The following is a 16,027-nucleotide window of genomic DNA, read 5'->3' as shown; positions in this document are numbered from 1 at the left end:
CTCGACCAAGGGGACCCACCATGGACGTTGCTCACGACCTGACCGGGAGCTGGCAGGACGAGGTACGCCGACTCGCCCGGGCACGAGATGCCGTGATCCTGGCCCACAACTACCAGGACCCACTGATCCAGGACGTCGCCGACCACGTCGGCGACTCGCTCGCGTTGTCCCGGATCGCCGCCGGCACCGACGCCTCGACGATCGTCTTCTGCGGCGTGCACTTCATGGCCGAGACGGCCAAACTGCTCAGCCCGGACAAGACCGTCCTGATCCCCACCGCTCGGGCCGGCTGCTCCTTGGCGGACACCATCGACGCCGATCAACTGCGAGCCTGGAAATCGCAGCATCCCGACGCCGTGGTTGTTGCCTATGTCAACACCAGCGCAGCCGTGAAGGCCGAGGCCGACATCTGCTGTACGTCGTCCAACGCGGTGGAGGTGGTGAACTCCGTCCCCGCGGATCGACCGATCCTGTTCCTGCCCGATCAGTTCCTGGGTAACCACGTACGGCGGCAGACCGGCCGGGACAACATCGAGGTCTGGATGGGTGAGTGCCACGTGCATGCCGGGATCACCGCGGCCGAGCTGCGGACCCAGGTCGCGGCCGACCCTGAGGCCGAGGTCCTGGTACATCCCGAGTGCGGCTGCGCGTCGTCCGCGATCTGGCTCGCCGGCGTCGGTGATCTGCCGGCAGACCGGACCCATATCCTCTCCACCGCCGGCATGCTGGACGCCGCCCGCGACATGACCGCGAAGACCGCGCTGGTCGCAACGGAGATCGGCATGCTCCACCAACTCCGCAAGGTGAACCAGCAGACCTCCTTCGTCCCCGTGAACCCCAAGGCCTCGTGCCGGTTCATGAAGATGACCACGCCGGACCTGCTGCTGCGGTGCCTGCGCGAGGGGCGCGACGAGGTCCAGCTTCCACAAGACATCGTCGAGCGTGCCCGGCGTTCGGTCGAACGCATGGTTGCCATCGGCAAGCCGGCAGGTGCTCGATGACCCTCTCGGCCGACGTCGTCGTCATCGGTTCCGGCGTCGCGGGTCTCTCGACCGCGTTGGGACTGGCAGCCACTCGCAGTGTGCTTCTCGTCAGCGCCGGCGACGGGAGCACGCCGTGGTCACAGGGCGGGGTCGCGGCCGCGTTCGGAGACGACGATCCTGACGAGCACCTGCACGACACCGAGATCGCGGGCGCAGGGTTCTGCGATCCCCGCACTGTCAGGATGCTGGTGGAGGAGGGTCCTCAGCGAGTCGCCGAGCTGATCGCGCAAGGTGCACGCTTCGACCGCGACGCGGACGGATCCCTGTCGAGGACTCTCGAGGGTGGCCACAGCCGTCCCCGGGTGGTGCACGCGGGCGGCGACGCCACCGGCGCGGAGATCCATCGCGCGCTCCGGAGCGCCGTACAGCGCACAGGCGTTCGGACGGTCGAGGGACGCGTCACCGGCCTGATCAAGTCCGACGACGGGCATGTCGTCGGCGTCCTCGTCGACGACGGCGAGGGAGTCGAACAGGTCGACGCACGGGCCGTCGTACTGGCAACCGGTGGCATCGGCAATGCCTACCTGACGAGCACCAACCCTCCCGCCGTGAGCGGCGACGGACTTGCCCTCGCACTCCGGGCCGGTGCCTCGCTGGTGGACATGGAGTTCGTCCAGTTCCACCCGACCGTGCTCTTCACCGGCGCAAGCGGCGGCCAGCTGCCGCTGGTGACCGAGGCCGTCCGCGGCGAGGGCGCCGTACTGCGCGACAACGACGGCCGGCGGATCATGGCCGGTCTGCATCCGCGGGCGGACCTGGCACCGCGGGACATCGTCGCGCGGGCGGTGGAGGCGACGATGCGCCGCGACGGAACGGACCACGTCTGGCTGGACGCCACGGCGATCCGGCCGGACGTCCTTCGGCGGCGGTTTCCGACCGTGTTGGAGTCCTGTGCACGGATCGGCGTCGACATGCTGACCGACCAGATTCCGATCGCGCCCGCGGAGCACTTTCTCTGCGGCGGTATTCGCACCGACCGCGACGGCGCGACCGACGTACCAGGTCTGTACGCCGTCGGCGAGGCCGCGGCAACCGGCGTACATGGAGCCAACCGGCTCGCGTCCAACTCCCTGCTGGAGGGGCTGGTGTTCGGCCGACGGGTCGCAACGGCGCTGACTCTCGAACTCCGGCGGGCCACCACTGGCCGGTCGCAGACCGTACTGCTCGGCCGCGACCACGAGCCGGAGCGGATCCGCGAGGTGCTGACTCGGTCCGCCGGCATTCGTCGGGACGGTTTACAGCTGGAGACAGCGGCTGAGGAACTCGAGCCGCTCGGCAGCGGCCCGTTGGCGACGGTCGCGCGAGCCGTTGTCGCCGCGGCGAGCACGCGGCGGGACAGTCGCGGCTGCCACTGGCGATCGGATCACCCGCACCCCGACGAACAGTGGAGCGGTCACCTCGCCGTACGCCTCGATCACGACGGCCGTCCGGCCGTCCAGCAGCACGATCTCGCGGCAGCCCACTGATCTTCTTCCGACGCACACTTTCCGAACACTGGAGGTTCTCGTGGCCAAGGGCTACTGGGTCAGCGTCTATCGCAGCATTTCCGACCCCGACAAGCTGGCTGCCTACAACGAACTGGCCCGTCCGGCCGTCGCGGCCGGAGGCGGACGGGTGTTCGTCCGCGGCGGGCGGGTAGTTGCCCACGACGACGGCATCGCCGAGCGCGTTGTCCTGATCGAGTTCGACAGCTTCGAACAGGCCGTCGCAACGCACGCGAGCGAGGCCTACCAGCAGGCGCTGCTCGCCCTGTCCGACGGCGTCGAACGCGACTTCCGCATCACCGAAGGCCTCTAGCGCGACGCGCGCAAGAACTCGCGGTTGAGCCTCGCGATGCTGGCGAAGGGGATCCCCTTCGGGCACGCGTCGACACACTCTCCGGTGTTGGTGCAGCCCCCGAATCCTTCGGCATCCATGGCGGCGACCAGGTTCCGTACTCGCTGTTCACGCTCGGGAAGGCCCTGTGGCAGGACGTTCAAGTGCGCCACCTTCGCCGAGGTGAACAGCATCGCCGACCCGTTCGGGCACGCCGCCACGCAGGCACCGCAGCCGATGCAGGCCGCGTTGTCGAACGCGACCTCGGCATCGCTCATCGCGACCGGCGTCGCGTGGGCCTCCGGCGCACTGCCCGTCGGTGCGGTGATGTAGCCGCCGGCCTGGATGATCCGGTCGAACGCGGACCGGTCCACCACCAGGTCCTTGACCACCGGAAAACCCTTGGCCCGTAGCGGTTCGACATCGATGACGTCCCCGTCGCGGAAGGCGCGCATGTGAAGCTGGCAGGTCGTTGTCTGCTCGGATCCGTGCGGTCTTCCGTTGATGACGACTCCGCAGGCACCGCAGATGCCTTCCCGGCAGTCGTGGTCGAACGCGACGGGTACCTCGTCGCGGGCGATCAGGTCCTGGTTGAGGACGTCGAGCATCTCCAGGAAGGACATGTCCGGGCTGATGCCGTCCACGGCGTACGAGATCATCCGTCCCGGGTCCTCGGGGCCGGACTGGCGCCAGATGCGGACCGTGAGTTTCACGTGTAGCTCCGTTGCGTCGGATGAACATGGTCGAAGATCAAGTCCTCGTGGTGCAGCACCGGGGTGTCGCCGTACTCCCAGGCGGCGACGTGTCCGAAGCGCGCGTCGTCCCGCTGCGCTTCGCCGGAGGCGGTCTGGTGCTCTTCCCGGAAGTGCCCGCCACACGACTCCTCGCGCACCAGGGCGTCCAGCAGCATGAGCTCGGCCAGCTCGAGGAAGTCCGCAACCCGATTGGCCTTCTCGAGTTCCTGGTTCAGCTCCGCCCCTTGCCCGGGAACGCGGACCGACCGCCAGAACTCCGCCCGCAGCTCAGGCACCTGTTTCAAGGCGGACCGCAGCCCAGCGGCGTTGCGTGACATCCCGCACTCGTCCCACAGCAGGAGACCCAGTTCGCGATGGAACGAATCGACCGTGCGCGTCCCGTTGATCCCAAGGAGACGGTCCAACCGGGTCCGTACCTCGTTCTGCGTCTGGATCAGGGACGGATGACGCGCGGCAACCTCCTCGAGCGTGTTGCTGCCGATGTAGTCGTTGATCATCGTGGGAACGACGAAATAGCCGTCCGCCAGACCCTGCATGAGCGCCGACGCACCCAGCCGGTTCGCGCCGTGGTCGGAGAAGTTGGCCTCCCCGATCACGAACAGTCCGGGAACCGTGCTCTGCAGGTCGTAGTCGACCCAGAGACCGCCCATCGTGTAGTGGATCGCCGGATAGATGCGCATCGGCACCTGATAAGGGTCCTCGGCGGTGATGCGCTCGTACATCTCGAACAGATTCCCGTAGCGCGCCTCGATCGCGGGCCGGCCGAGCTCGCCGATCGCGTCACTGAAGTCCAGGTACACGCCCAGTCCACCGGGGCCGACGCCGAAGCCGGCGTCGCAGCGGTTCTTCGCCGCCCTCGACGCGATGTCCCGCGGCACCAGGTTGCCGAAGCTCGGGTACATCCGCTCCAGGTAGTAGTCGCGCTCGTCCACCGGGATCCGGCCGGGCTCGCGGGTGTCCCCCGGCCGCTTCGGCACCCAGATCCGGCCGTCGTTGCGCAACGACTCACTCATCAGGGTCAGCTTCGACTGATGATCGCCGGAGCGCGGGATACAAGTGGGGTGGATCTGTGTGAAGCAAGGGTTCGCGAAGTACGCTCCTCGGCGGTGTGCGCGCCAGATCGCGCTCGCGTTCGAGCCCTTCGCGTTCGTCGACAGGTAGAAGACGTTGCCGTAGCCACCGGTCGCCAGTACGACGGCATCGGCCAGGTGCGTGCTGACCCGTCCCGTAATCAGGTCGCGTGCGACGATCCCGCGGGCGCGCCCGTCGACGACGACCAGGTCGAGCATCTCGGTACGCGCATGCATCTCCACCCGGCCGGCGTCGATCTGCCGCGACAGCGCCTGGTAGGCGCCGAGCAGCAACTGCTGACCGGTCTGACCGCGGGCGTAGAACGTGCGTTGCACCTGTACCCCGCCGAAGGACCGGGTGTCCAGGAGGCCGCCGTACTCCCGTGCGAACGGGACACCCTGGGCGACGGCCTGGTCGATGATCTGTGCGGAGATCTCCGCCAGCCGGTACACGTTGCTCTCCCGGGAGCGGAAGTCTCCGCCCTTCACCGTGTCGTAGAACAGCCGGTAGACCGAGTCGCCGTCGTTCCGGTAGTTCTTCGCCGCGTTGATGCCACCCTGCGCGGCGACCGAGTGCGCCCGGCGCGGCGAGTCCTGGAAGCAGAACTGTGCGACCCGGTATCCCTGCTCGGCCAAGGTCGCACCGGCCGACGCGCCGGCGAGCCCGGTACCGACGACGATGACCCGGTGCCTACGCCGATTGGCCGGGTTCACCAGCTTCGCCCGGAACTTCCGTTCGTCCCATCGCCGTTCCAGCTCGGTGTCCGGCGCCTTCGTGTCGGCGATGGGGGAACCAACGACATACTCCGTCATTTCAGGCAACCAATCCGGTCATCACACCGATCGGGACGGCCAGGAATCCGGCCGTGATCACGACAGCCAACCCGCGGCCGACAGCTCGGGTCACCGGGCCGGCGATTCCGAGTGTGCGGGCCGCACTGGCGAAGCCGTGGTTCAGATGAAGGCCGAGCATCACCAGAGCCACGATGTAGACCAGGTTGACCCACCAGACACCGAAGTCGGCCACGACGTTGTGGTACGGCTGGTCCGCGACGTAGTCGCGGTTCGCCACACCTACGGTCAGGTCCAGGATGTGCCAGACGACGTACACCACCAAAGTGGCGCCGCCCCATCGCATCGTGCCGGTCACGGAGCGGCCGCGGATCCGCTGACGGTGGACGTACCGGACCGGCCTCGCGCGCCGGCTCCGGAGGGACAACTGGACGGCAGCGGTGATGTGCAACGCGGTCGCGACGACCAGGCCGGCACGCAGGATCCACAAGAACACCCCGGCCGGAAGCACCGGTTCACCGATCGTGCGCAGCCAGGCCGCGTAGTCGTTCATGGCGGCGGCACCGAGGAAGACCTTGAGGTTCCCGAGCATGTGTGCGAACAGGAACGCGACCAGAGCCAGGCCGGTCACTGCCATGACCGCCTTCTTCCCGATCGTCGAGGACCAGAGCCGGCCGGCCGACGTTCGCTTTCGAGGCTCTACCGCCAGATCCGTGGACACGTCCTCGACGGTATGCCGATCGATGATCAGAGGGCAAAGAGCAGTTCGATCTCAGTACGATAGACGCTGCCTATGATGGCATCATGCAGCTCCACCAGCTCGCCTACTTCGTCGCCGTCGCCGACACCCGGCACTTCACCCAGGCCGCCGAGCTCATGCGGGTCGCCCAACCGTCCATTTCGCAACAGGTGCGTGCCCTCGAGCGTGACGTCGGTGCCGAACTCTTCCATCGCATCCGGGGAAACCTGTCGCTGACCGAGGCCGGCGAGACACTCCTGCCGATCGCTCGGCGCATCCTCGCGGACACCGAACTGGCGTACCAGTCCGTCCGGGAGCTCGACATGCTGGCGCGAGGCCGGGTACGCCTGGGCGCCACACCGAGCTTGTGCACCGGGCTGTTGCCGACGATTCTGGCCGGCTTCCGCACCGCCTATCCCGCGATCGACCTCGTACTGCGCGAGAGCGGCTCACGGGATCTGCAGAACGACGTGGCGGAAGGGACGCTGGACCTGGCGATGATCGTCGACTCCCGGCTGCACGAGCAGCGCCTGCTCGCCGCACAACCGCTGTTCATCGAGGAACTCGTCGTGATCTCGGCGAAGCACCGACCGGCACCGGTACGGCGATCGAGAATGCGGATCCGCGACCTCGAGAACCGGCCGCTGGTGATGTTCCGCCGCGGCTACGACCTGCGTGACGCCACCGTGGACGGCTGCCGCTCCGCAGGATTCGAGCCGTCGTTCGCGATCGAAGGCGGTGAGATGGACGCGGTCCTGGAGTGCGTGGACGCCGGCATGGGGATCGCCATCGTGCCGAGCACCGTGGTCAAGGACCGGTTCCGCGTCACGCGATTCGAGGCACCCGGACTCAGCCGGGTCGTTCGCCTCGCCTACCGCGAAGACGTCAAGCCGACCAGAGCAGTACGAGCGCTGCGCGACGTGATCACCGACCACCTGGGCGAGAAGGCAACCCTCCCCCGCGGCACCCAGTCCCTGGTGAAGAAGCCGAGGTAGCTGGAAGGCCGCCCTAGTGGTGTGGCGTGGCCGGGCGGGTGCTCTCGCGTACGACGAGGCTGGGCTGGAGGACCACCTCGTGGTCGGGCGGTAGTTCGCCGGCGAGAATGCCGACGACGAGGCGGACGATCTCCTGCCCGACCAGCTCCAAGGGCTGATTGATGCTGGTCAGTGCGGGTTGCGCCATCAGGGCCGGAAGACTGTCGTCGAAGCCGACGACCGACAGGTCGTCGCCGATGCGCAGCCCGCGACGCGTCGCCTCGTGGTAGCAGGCGATCGCGAGGAGATCGTGCGACGCGACGACAGCCGTCGGCGGCCGCTTTCCCCCGAACAACCTTGCTGCGACCTCGCGCGCCTGCCCCAGAGACTCGGCAGGTCCACGGACAACGCGCCCGCGAACGCTCAGGCCGTGGTCCTGTACGGCGGACTTCCACCCGCGGAACCGGTCGTCGACGGTGGCGCGGTCCTCAGGCCGTCCCAGGAACGCGATCTGCCGATGCCCGAGTTCCACCAGGTGGTCGACGGCCGCCCTGGTGCCGGCGGCACCGTCCACATCGACCCAGGCGCTGGCGTGCTCGCGCCCCCAGATCCGGCCGAACGACACCGACGGTACGCCGCGTTCGGCCAGCCAGGCGGGCCGCGGGTCGTCGTAGACCGGGTCTGACAGCACGAACGCGTCGACGGCGGCAGTCCGGATGAGCTCGTCGTACACCTCGAGCTCCTCACCGTCGTCCTCGGCGGCGCAGAGCAGGATGTTGTAGCCCTGCCGGCGCGCCGTCCCCGCGAGCGCGTGCACGAACCGGTCCAGCACCGGACTCGGTACGCCGTGCGGCGTCGGCTGGATGCGGTAACCGATGGTCCTGGTCGCCTGGGTTCGAAGTGAGCGCGCGACGCGATTCGGCCGATAGCCGAGCTCGTCGATCGCGGCCCGCACCTTGGCGAGCGTCTGCGGCGCCACGCGCTGCGGCATGTTCAGCGCGTAGGACACGGTCTGCCGCCCGACCCCTGCCCGCGCCGCCACCATCGCGAGTGTCGGCGGCTTCGCCGAACGTTCGATCTCCTCCACCGGTCCCTCCTTCCGAGGCCAACCTATCCCGAAGTGTTGACAGCGCCGCCGATCGGTTTCTACCTTGTGGATCGTTCCACATGTGGAACGATCCACACAACCGGAGGCAGCAACATGAAAGAGCAGCGACGGAGGCTCGGAGCAGGTGCAGCGATCCTGGCGGCATCTTTGGCCGTCGGAGCGTGCAGCTCGTTGACACCGGGCAGCAGCAGTGCCGGGAAGCCGGATCAGCCGGCCACGATCAAGAAGCTGACGCCGGACGAGGTTCGCGCCCTGGGCGACGTGACGCTGACGATGACCGACTTCGACCCGGCCGGGCAGGGACTCGGCGCGGCCCTCGACAAGCTCGTCGCCCAGTTCCATGCGGCGTACCCCAATGTCACCGTGCACCGTACGTCGAAGGACTTCAACAGCTACAGCAAGACGATCAAGCTGACGCTGTCCGAGGCCGACGCACCGGACATAGCGCAGGCCAACGTGGTGATGGCCCGCACCCTGGTGCCGGCCGGACTGGTCCGGCCTCTGGACGGGTACTACGACGCGTACGCGTGGAGGAGCCGCTATCCGTCGTCAGTTCTCGACCTGCTCCGCGCGAAGCCCGACGGCAAGACGCTCGGCGACGGCAAGTACTGGGGCCAGGCGATCGGCGGGAACATGGTCGGCGTCTACTACAACGCCGCGACACTGAAGAAGCTCGGCCTGAGCGTCCCACGGACGTACGGCGAATTCGAGCGCGACCTGCAAGTTGCCAAGGACAACGACGTACTCCCGGTCCAACTCGGGAACCTCGAACAGTGGCCGGCCAACCATGTGTTGTCCACCCTGATGAACGTCACCGAGGACCCACAGGTCGTCCGGGACTGGATCCGGGGCAAGCCGGGTGCGACCTTCGAGACGCCGGGCATCGTGGCGGCCGCGCAGACGTTGCGCGACTGGGAGCAGAAGGGCTATCTGCCGGCCAATGCCAACGGCGTCACGAACGACCGTTCGATCGCGGACTTCGGCGCCGGACAGGGCCTGTTCTACATCACCGGCTCGTGGCAGATTCCCAGGATCTCGGCCGCGCTGAAGGACGACGGAGGCTTCTTCCTGCTGCCACCGAAGACCGCCGGCGGGCCGGCCGCGGCCACCGGCTGGCTCGCGAATCCGTACACCATCTCGGCGAAATCGCGGAAGGCGGATCTGGCGGCGTTCTTCCTCGACTACCTCGGCGGTCCGGCCGGCACCACCACAGCGGTGGCTGGAGGATTCCTTCCGTTCGGCGACCTGCCGGCCGGCTTCCGGCAGTCGCGGACCGCGAGCGACGTGACGGCAGCCTGGCGCGCCGCGATCAAGGACAACGGTCTTGTCCCCTATCTCGACTTCGCGACACCTTCCCTGGGCGACGCCGCCTTCCCCGCCATCCAGTCCGTCATGGCCGGCAAGCTCCAGCCCACGGCCTTCGCCCACACTGTGCAGGAGAACTGGAATGACTACCACTCCGGGTCGTGACGCACCACCTGGCGAACCACGACGGATCGCATACCTGTACCTGTTGCCCGGCCTGCTGCTCACTTCTCTGTTCGTCCTGCTCCCGCTGATCCACACCGGTTGGCTGTCGCTGTTCCAGTGGGACGGCGCGTCCGTCGGGCAGTGGGTGGGCCTGGCCAACTACGAGAAGATCTTCGCCGCCGCACGACTGCGCGAACTCTTCCTGCACAGCGCCGTACTGATCGTCTTCTACTCGGTGATTCCGGTCGGCCTCGGCTTGTTCATCACGGCGCTGATGACGCGCCGGCCGGTGCGCGGGATGACGGCGTACCGCACCGTGCTGTTCGTACCGCAGTCGGTGTCGCTCGTGGTGATCGCGGTCGCCTGGCAATGGATGTACGCGCCGAACGGCATCGTCAACGCGGTCCTGGGGACGCGTCGGGCGTGGCTCGGCGACTTCGGGTGGGCGTTGCCGGCCATCGGGCTGATCGGGTCGTGGTTGCTGACCGGGCTGTGCCTGGTCCTGTTCGTCGCAGGTATCCAGAAGATCGATCCGGAACTGTACGCCGCGGCGCGGATCGACGGCGCCTCACCGGTCGACGAGTTCCGGTACGTCACGCTGCCCGGGCTGCGGGCGGAGATCTCGGTCGCGGTGACGCTGACCGTGGTCGCCGGTCTACGGAGCTTCGACCTGGTGTACGTACTGACCAAGGGCGGACCGGGTACCTCCACGTCGGTGCCGGGCCTCGAGATCTTCGAGCGCGCCTTCAGCCGCGGGCAGGTCGGTTCGGCGTCGAGTCTCGCCGTCGTCCTGACCGTCCTGATCTTCGCGATCACCGCGTTGATCGGCCGACTCTCGAAGGAGCCCGCATGAGGAACGGAACCGCGTCCCGCGTCGGCACGCACGCGTTGCTGTTGCTGAGCGGCGTCCTGGCCGTCCTGCCGTTCGTCAGCATCGGACTGATCTCGCTGTACCCGCCGGACCAGGCGCCGACCGGGCTCGCGTTGCCGCACACGATCAACTTCGGCAACTACGCCCGCGCGTGGAATGTCGCGAACTTCTCGACGCTGTTGCGATCCAGCGGGATCGTCGCGCTCGTCGTCGTACCGCTCGCCGGCCTGATCTGCATCCTGACCGGCTACGCGTTCGGGACGATGCGCTTCCGCTGTATGAAGCCGCTGTTCGTACTGTTCCTGGTCGGGCTGCTGATGCCGTTCGAGGCGACGATCATCCCGCTGTACTACGACCTGCGCGCGATCGGACTCAGCAACACGTACCCCGGGCTGATTCTGCCGGAGGCTGCGCTGTTCGTGAGCTTCGGGACGTTCTGGATGCGGGCGCAGTTCCTGTCCACGTCCCGTGCGCTCGTCGAGGCGGCGCGCCTCGACGGAGCGAACTCCTGGACGACTCTCTGGCGGATCCTGGTCCCGGGCGCGATGCCGGCGATCACCACGATGACGGTGCTGTTCTTCATCTGGAGCTGGAACGAGTTCCTCCTGGCGCTGGTCCTGGCGTCCGACCCGTCCGTCCAGACCGCACCCGCCGGCCTGGCGTTCTTCTTCGGAGAGCACGTCACCGACGTGCCCGGACTGGCAGCCGCGGCGTTCATCGTCACCACACCGGCCCTGATCGTGTACGTCCTGCTGCAGCGGAGTTTCATCCAGGGCGTGACCTCAGGAGGAGTCAAAGGATGAGTTCAATGACAGCAAACCGACAGTACGAACTCGTCGCCTCGCGCCGCGGACGGGTCACATCGACCGAGGTGCCTGCGCCCGGCGCCGGGCAGGTCCTGGTGCAAGTCCATGCCAACGGCCTGTGCGCGAGCGATCTGTCGCAGTGGCGCGACGGCCAGGGCACAATCGGCCACGAGCCGGTAGGCACTGCCGTCGAGATCGGTGCCGGCGTCGAACTGACCCTCGGATCCTCGGTAACAGGTCGCTTCGTGGGCTCGTACACCGACTTCGTCCTCGCCGAACCGGCCGACATCGTGCCGCTGCCGACGGGGGTTCCGCAGGATCTGGCTCTCGGTGAGCCACTGGGCTGCGTCGCCGAAGCACTTCGCCGCGCACCGATCCGGCTCGGCGAGCGAGTGGTGATCATCGGGCTCGGATTCATGGGACTGTGCATGGCCCAGCTACTGGCCTGCACGCCCGCGGCCCGGCTGACAGGCATCGACCTGCGCGACGACGCGCGCGCGACCGCGGTCGAGATCGGCGTCGTCGACGCCTACTCACCGACGGGACTACCTGCCGGGCTGTCCGACGTCGACCTGGTCATCGAGGCGTCCGGAAGTCAGGCCGGGCTGGACCTGGCCACCGAACTCGTCCGCCCGCACGGCCGCATCTCCGTCCTCGGCTACCACCAGGGAACCCGGCAGGTGGACCTCCAGGCCTGGAACTGGAAGGCCATCGACGTCATCAACGCCCACGTCCGCGACCGCTCCCTGCTCCGGACCAGCATCGCGGCCGGACTCGACATGATCGCCGCCGGCCGCATCGACCTGACCCGGCTGGTCACCCACCGCTTCCCACTGGAACGAACAGACGATGCCTTCACCTTGCTCGAGAAGAAGCCCCCCGGCTTCGTCAAAGCAGTCATCGAGCTCTCCTGAGGCAGCCGGTCAGGAACGGGGGCAGGCACAGGTTGAACCACCGTCCGGTCTCCCCCCGCAAACAGTGGTCCCTGGAAGGCTGTGACATGGCAGCTTCCAGAGCTCGAAGTACTTCAACTGCTGACTGTCGTGACCCGGCTCGGGCGTTCGAAGATCAGCTCGAGGCCGTCCTCCTCGTCCCACTGCTCGCCGTTCTCGACGAAGCCGAAGCCCGCGATGGTGGCCAGCGACGCCTGGTTGGTGGGGCTGATCGTGGCCCGCACCGTCCGTACGGCGGGTTCGGCGGCCGCATGCTCCAGGAGGGCGGTCAGGATCGACCGGGCGTGACCTCGTCGCCGGTACGGCGGGTCGACCGTGTAGCCGATCTCCACCATGCCGTTTGCGTCCGGTGGACCGTGGAAACCGGCATAGCCGACGACGACGTCATCGACCACGGCCAGCTTGACGAGCCACCCGAAGGCGCTGGGATCCCCGGCCAGTTGATCGAGACGGTACTGCCAGAGCCACTTGGCCCGGTCGGAGAGGAATTCGTCGCCGAGGGCGAAGCCGAGCTCCGCCTCTGCCGCGGGGCGGTCGCCGGCCAGCAACGCGCTCAGCGCCGTACCGGTCATATCGACGAAACGAACTGCCGGGGAGATACCAGTTGCCATGGCCCCATCCTCGACCTCGGCAGTCCGTCGAACAAAGGCATTAACCGGTGACCGGTCAGGTGAACCACTGGCAGTACTCGCAGTCGGCGGCGTCGGCGGCCAGCGGCCAGGTCGACCTTGCTTCGAGGGAGCGGGCGATCCGCGCGGCTTGCGCGTCGTGCCACTGCTGGAAGTAGTCGTACCGTTCGGATCGTACGTACGCCCATTGACCAGCCTCGGCGCGCACGAAGTAGTGCACCTCACCGTGGGCACCCTGCGCCTTCCACACGTCGGAATCCAGCACGGCGCACCCGGTGACCGAACCGTCCGTGCGGTCGGTGAAACCGGTGCACGGTTCCTGGTCGTCGGCGAGCCTGCGGGTCGTGACGTTGACGTCCGCGGACCGTGAGCCACCTACCGCCTGCACGGTCACGACGTAGTCGATGCCCGCATCCGAGTAGCGCACGCCCGACCAGGACGCGTCGTCGAGGCGAGGCTGCAGCGGCCGCGCGACGACCGCTTCGATCCGCCGCTGTTCGGCGGACACGTTGACCAGCTTCATCACGATCGGCAGTCCGGCCAGAACCACCGCACCGGCCGCGATCACGACCACCGCACGCGCGGGCCGACGCCGACCGCCGGTCCGGCGGACGTTGCTGAAAACAACAGCTCCGGCGAACACCATCGTCGCAACCAACCCGAACGGCGCGACCAGCCCCGGACCCGCGAGATACACCTGCGGACGCTGTCGAAGGGGTACATTAATCCGGCAATGGACTATATAGTCCACTATTGATGGCGGCGACGCCGACAAACAGCACACGGGAAGCAGTGATGACTGATCAGGTTCTTCGGGCCGAAGGAACGGGTTTCTACCTCACCGGCGGTGAGCTGGCGGTCACCGGTGCCGCCGAGCAGACGATCGCGGGCGGCCGGCCCGTGGACTTCAGTGTCACCGCGGGCCTGTTCGGCGATCCCGAGATGGATGTGGTGCTGGCGAGCTGGAGCACCGAACAGGCTGATGGCGCGCGATCACAGGATGGCTGTACGGTCCTGCCGTTGCGGACGCAGCCGTTGGTGCTCAGCTCGCTTCCGAGCAGTGTGCGGGTGCAGTTGCGCACAGCAGCGGAACTTCACGACGCGGAAGGAACCTGGCGGGTCGTCCTGCATTTCCGCAATCACTCGGGATCGGGTCTGACCTGGCAGGCGACCCTTCCCGCCGAAGCATTCGAAGCAGGTTGGCTCGCTCCCTTGGCCGACCTGATGACGATCGACAGTGTCGACAGTGCGGACAGGAGCCCGACCGCGCCGGCGGTGAGCGTGGTCCACCATGCCGACGACGAGTACTACGAACTGCTCGTGGACGGCGAACAGGCCGGACTCCTCGTGTACCACGTGATCGGCTCGCGGCTGTCGATCACCCACACAGTGGTCGAACCGACCTACCGCGGCCGCGGACTTTCGTGGACGTTGGTGGGCGGCGCACTCGACGACATCCGGACGAGATCGCTGGAGGTGTCGAACTACTGCCCGGTCGTGGACCACTTCGTCCAGAAGAACCCACAGTACGGCGACCTGCTCCGGCCGGTCCGGGCCGCCCGTCAGAGTGAGTGACGTCATGTCGGACCGCAACCACCTGAATGGTTCCGAAGCAACGTCTGCCCGAACCGAACGCGGCCAGCAGACTCGCGAGCGCATCCTCGACTCGGCCGCCAGGCTCTTCTACGTCAAGGGCGTCGGCTCGACCACGCTCGACGACGTACGCGCGGCGAGCAGCACCAGCAAGTCGCAGCTGTACGACCACTTCCCGGACAAGACCACGCTCATTCACGCGGTGATCGACGTACAGTCACGATCGGTGCTCGCCCGCGAAGCAGGCCGCCTGAAAGGTGTACGGAATCTGTCCGGGCTGCGGCGGTGGCGGGATGCCCTCGTCCAGTCGAACATGCTCCACGACGGTTCGTACGGATGCGCTCTCGGCGCCATGTCCAGCGAACTGTCCGACAACGACGAACGGTCCCGCGAAGCACTGGCCGCTGCGTTCCGGACCTGGCAACAGCTGCTCGTCGAGACCTTGACCCGGCTGCGCGATCTCGGCGTCCTCACCAGCGACTTCGACCCGCGCAAACTCGGGACCGGCCTCCTCGCCGCCTTGCAGGGCGGATACATCCTTGCCCAGAACGGACACAGCCCTGAACTGATGGCCGACGCGCTGGACATGGCGCTGGACCGCATCGAAACCTTCGCCGACCGCTGAAGATCGGGTCCGGCCGAGCGCTCCCTGCTATTCGGCGGCGTACGCGCGGACCGAGTCCATCGCCAGCGTGAGCGCGACCTCCATCGGCCCGGGGTCACGGGCCGCCTGGGCGAGCACATATCCGCCCTGCAGTGCCGCCATGATGCCGGTCGCGAGCTTCCTCGGCTCGGCGTCCGCAGTCAGCGTGCCGTTGGTCTTCATCCGCTCGAGCGCGTCGGTCAGCAGCGAGATCCAGGCGGTCAGGTGCGCGTCGAGATCGATGCGGGCGGCTTCGTCATGGTCGGAGAGCTCTGTCGACAGCGCGCCCAGTTCGCACCCCATGGCGCCACGGCGAGCCGTGACCCGCTGAAGGATGGCCCGGCACCACCGATCGAGCCCGCTGAACGAGTCGACCCGGCGGAAGTACTGCTCCTCGCGCTCGAGCACCCGGCTGCCCCGCAACGCGATCACCGCCTGGACCAACGCGGACTTGTCGCTGAAATGCCGGTAGAACTGTGACTTGCTCGTCCCGCTCGCCGTCGTGACGTCGTCGAGCGTGGTCGCCGCCGCGCCCTTGAGCCCCATCAGCTCATCGGCGGCGGCAACGATCCGGGCTCGGGTGGCCGCGCCGCGAGCGGTGAGGCGGCGATCGAGCTCGTTCACGGTCTCGGACACAGGACGAGCTTATCGTTTCGGTCACGAACAACGGGTGCGCACGACTGGAAACCGGCGTAAGTATCGGCGCTCCGGCCGCCACCAACCCTCCTGAGAGCCCGGCATGTCGCCGGTTGCCGGTAGGAGGACG

General features: G+C 67.6%; 17 protein-coding genes. 10 read left to right on the top strand and 7 right to left on the bottom strand.

The genetic code is table 11. The annotated features are described in order from the left end of the window. Window positions 1-20: 20 nt before the first annotated feature. The 3 genes from nadA to AB0M51_RS11855 are packed head-to-tail and all read left to right on the top strand — an operon-like array spanning window position 21 to window position 2,840. The gene (nadA, locus tag AB0M51_RS11865) at window positions 21-1,001 is read left to right on the top strand and encodes a quinolinate synthase NadA (protein WP_344187835.1); all 981 of its coding nucleotides are present in this window, start codon (window positions 21-23) and stop codon (window positions 999-1,001) included. Then, window positions 998-2,509, top strand: a complete 1,512-nt coding sequence (gene nadB / locus AB0M51_RS11860) for an L-aspartate oxidase (RefSeq protein WP_344187836.1) — start codon at window positions 998-1,000, stop codon at window positions 2,507-2,509. The genes nadA and nadB overlap by 4 nt, the downstream gene beginning before the upstream one ends. Before the next feature lie 40 nt (window positions 2,510-2,549). Next, window positions 2,550-2,840, top strand: coding sequence for a DUF1330 domain-containing protein (locus tag AB0M51_RS11855; RefSeq protein ID WP_344187837.1), 291 nt, complete (start codon window positions 2,550-2,552; stop codon window positions 2,838-2,840). On the opposite strand, the gene AB0M51_RS11850 is transcribed toward AB0M51_RS11855, so the two are convergent. From AB0M51_RS11850 to AB0M51_RS11840, 3 genes are read right to left on the bottom strand one after another with little or no spacing between them, the layout of a single operon-like run. Further along, the gene (locus tag AB0M51_RS11850) at window positions 2,837-3,571 is read right to left on the bottom strand and encodes a succinate dehydrogenase/fumarate reductase iron-sulfur subunit (RefSeq protein ID WP_344187838.1); all 735 of its coding nucleotides are present in this window, start codon (window positions 3,569-3,571) and stop codon (window positions 2,837-2,839) included. The two genes, AB0M51_RS11855 and AB0M51_RS11850, sit on opposite strands and share 4 nt — an antisense overlap. Beyond that, window positions 3,568-5,496: a fumarate reductase/succinate dehydrogenase flavoprotein subunit gene (locus AB0M51_RS11845; protein ID WP_344187839.1), complete on the bottom strand. Its 1,929-nt coding sequence runs from the start codon at window positions 5,494-5,496 to the stop codon at window positions 3,568-3,570. Before AB0M51_RS11845 ends, AB0M51_RS11850 begins: the two co-directional genes overlap by 4 nt. Before the next feature lies 1 nt (window position 5,497). After that, window positions 5,498-6,196, bottom strand: coding sequence for a succinate dehydrogenase cytochrome b subunit (locus tag AB0M51_RS11840; protein ID WP_344187840.1), 699 nt, complete (start codon window positions 6,194-6,196; stop codon window positions 5,498-5,500). A gap of 83 nt (window positions 6,197-6,279) precedes the next feature. Here AB0M51_RS11840 and AB0M51_RS11835 point away from each other — a divergent pair, with 83 nt between their 5' ends. Continuing rightward, a complete protein-coding gene (locus tag AB0M51_RS11835) occupies window positions 6,280-7,209 on the top strand; it encodes a LysR family transcriptional regulator (protein ID WP_344187841.1) in 930 nt (309 codons plus the stop codon). Window positions 7,210-7,222: 13 nt separating this feature from the next. Here the strand turns inward: AB0M51_RS11835 and AB0M51_RS11830 are convergent, their stop codons facing one another. Further along, window positions 7,223-8,275 (bottom strand): LacI family DNA-binding transcriptional regulator, encoded by a 1,053-nt coding sequence (locus tag AB0M51_RS11830; protein WP_344187842.1) that lies wholly within the window; start codon window positions 8,273-8,275, stop codon window positions 7,223-7,225. Between the two features lie 114 nt (window positions 8,276-8,389). On the opposite strand from AB0M51_RS11830, the gene AB0M51_RS11825 reads away from it, so the two are divergent. The 4 genes from AB0M51_RS11825 to AB0M51_RS11810 are packed head-to-tail and all read left to right on the top strand — an operon-like array spanning window position 8,390 to window position 12,357. Next, on the top strand, window positions 8,390-9,766 hold the full coding sequence (locus tag AB0M51_RS11825) for an extracellular solute-binding protein (RefSeq protein ID WP_344187843.1): 1,377 nt from the start codon (window positions 8,390-8,392) through the stop codon (window positions 9,764-9,766). Next, window positions 9,744-10,619 carry a sugar ABC transporter permease gene (locus AB0M51_RS11820; RefSeq protein WP_344187844.1) on the top strand — a complete coding sequence of 292 codons (876 nt, stop codon included), beginning with the start codon at window positions 9,744-9,746 and terminating at the stop codon, window positions 10,617-10,619. Before AB0M51_RS11825 ends, AB0M51_RS11820 begins: the two co-directional genes overlap by 23 nt. Then, a complete protein-coding gene (locus tag AB0M51_RS11815; RefSeq protein WP_344187845.1) occupies window positions 10,616-11,440 on the top strand; it encodes a carbohydrate ABC transporter permease in 825 nt (274 codons plus the stop codon). Before AB0M51_RS11820 ends, AB0M51_RS11815 begins: the two co-directional genes overlap by 4 nt. 5 nt (window positions 11,441-11,445) lie before the next feature. Beyond that, window positions 11,446-12,357 carry a zinc-binding dehydrogenase gene (locus AB0M51_RS11810; RefSeq protein ID WP_344187846.1) on the top strand — a complete coding sequence of 304 codons (912 nt, stop codon included), beginning with the start codon at window positions 11,446-11,448 and terminating at the stop codon, window positions 12,355-12,357. A gap of 113 nt (window positions 12,358-12,470) precedes the next feature. On the opposite strand, the gene AB0M51_RS11805 is transcribed toward AB0M51_RS11810, so the two are convergent. Both AB0M51_RS11805 and AB0M51_RS11800 read right to left on the bottom strand, forming a co-directional pair. After that, entirely contained in the window at window positions 12,471-13,007 is a 537-nt protein-coding gene (locus AB0M51_RS11805) for a GNAT family N-acetyltransferase (RefSeq protein ID WP_344187847.1), read from the bottom strand. Window positions 13,008-13,062: 55 nt separating this feature from the next. Beyond that, a complete protein-coding gene (locus AB0M51_RS11800; protein ID WP_363749178.1) occupies window positions 13,063-13,722 on the bottom strand; it encodes a hypothetical protein in 660 nt (219 codons plus the stop codon). 98 nt (window positions 13,723-13,820) lie between these two features. Here AB0M51_RS11800 and AB0M51_RS11795 point away from each other — a divergent pair, with 98 nt between their 5' ends. Beyond that, the gene (locus AB0M51_RS11795) at window positions 13,821-14,600 is read left to right on the top strand and encodes a GNAT family N-acetyltransferase (protein ID WP_344187849.1); all 780 of its coding nucleotides are present in this window, start codon (window positions 13,821-13,823) and stop codon (window positions 14,598-14,600) included. A gap of 4 nt (window positions 14,601-14,604) precedes the next feature. Continuing rightward, window positions 14,605-15,243 carry a TetR/AcrR family transcriptional regulator gene (locus AB0M51_RS11790; protein ID WP_344187850.1) on the top strand — a complete coding sequence of 213 codons (639 nt, stop codon included), beginning with the start codon at window positions 14,605-14,607 and terminating at the stop codon, window positions 15,241-15,243. A 27-nt stretch (window positions 15,244-15,270) separates the two neighbouring features. On the opposite strand, the gene AB0M51_RS11785 is transcribed toward AB0M51_RS11790, so the two are convergent. Continuing rightward, on the bottom strand, window positions 15,271-15,897 hold the full coding sequence (locus tag AB0M51_RS11785; protein ID WP_344187851.1) for a TetR/AcrR family transcriptional regulator: 627 nt from the start codon (window positions 15,895-15,897) through the stop codon (window positions 15,271-15,273). Window positions 15,898-16,027 lie beyond the last annotated feature (130 nt).

Origin of the sequence: Kribbella sp. NPDC051137 (assembly GCF_040682535.1) — a bacterium.
In the GTDB taxonomy this organism is placed as follows: Bacteria; Actinomycetota; Actinomycetes; order Propionibacteriales; family Kribbellaceae; genus Kribbella; species Kribbella karoonensis.
This window is presented reverse-complemented; position numbering and strand designations above follow the sequence as displayed.

Coding starts and splice junctions, on each gene's coding strand:
- nadA (WP_344187835.1), top strand. CDS start 21: ATGGACGTTGCTCACGACCTGACCGGGAGCTGGCAGGACGAGGTACGC.
- nadB (WP_344187836.1), top strand. CDS start 998: ATGACCCTCTCGGCCGACGTCGTCGTCATCGGTTCCGGCGTCGCGGGT.
- AB0M51_RS11845 (WP_344187839.1), bottom strand. CDS start 5,496: ATGACGGAGTATGTCGTTGGTTCCCCCATCGCCGACACGAAGGCGCCG.
- AB0M51_RS11835 (WP_344187841.1), top strand. CDS start 6,280: ATGCAGCTCCACCAGCTCGCCTACTTCGTCGCCGTCGCCGACACCCGG.
- AB0M51_RS11825 (WP_344187843.1), top strand. CDS start 8,390: ATGAAAGAGCAGCGACGGAGGCTCGGAGCAGGTGCAGCGATCCTGGCG.
- AB0M51_RS11820 (WP_344187844.1), top strand. CDS start 9,744: ATGACTACCACTCCGGGTCGTGACGCACCACCTGGCGAACCACGACGG.
- AB0M51_RS11815 (WP_344187845.1), top strand. CDS start 10,616: ATGAGGAACGGAACCGCGTCCCGCGTCGGCACGCACGCGTTGCTGTTG.
- AB0M51_RS11810 (WP_344187846.1), top strand. CDS start 11,446: ATGACAGCAAACCGACAGTACGAACTCGTCGCCTCGCGCCGCGGACGG.
- AB0M51_RS11805 (WP_344187847.1), bottom strand. CDS start 13,007: ATGGCAACTGGTATCTCCCCGGCAGTTCGTTTCGTCGATATGACCGGT.
- AB0M51_RS11795 (WP_344187849.1), top strand. CDS start 13,821: ATGACTGATCAGGTTCTTCGGGCCGAAGGAACGGGTTTCTACCTCACC.
- AB0M51_RS11790 (WP_344187850.1), top strand. CDS start 14,605: ATGTCGGACCGCAACCACCTGAATGGTTCCGAAGCAACGTCTGCCCGA.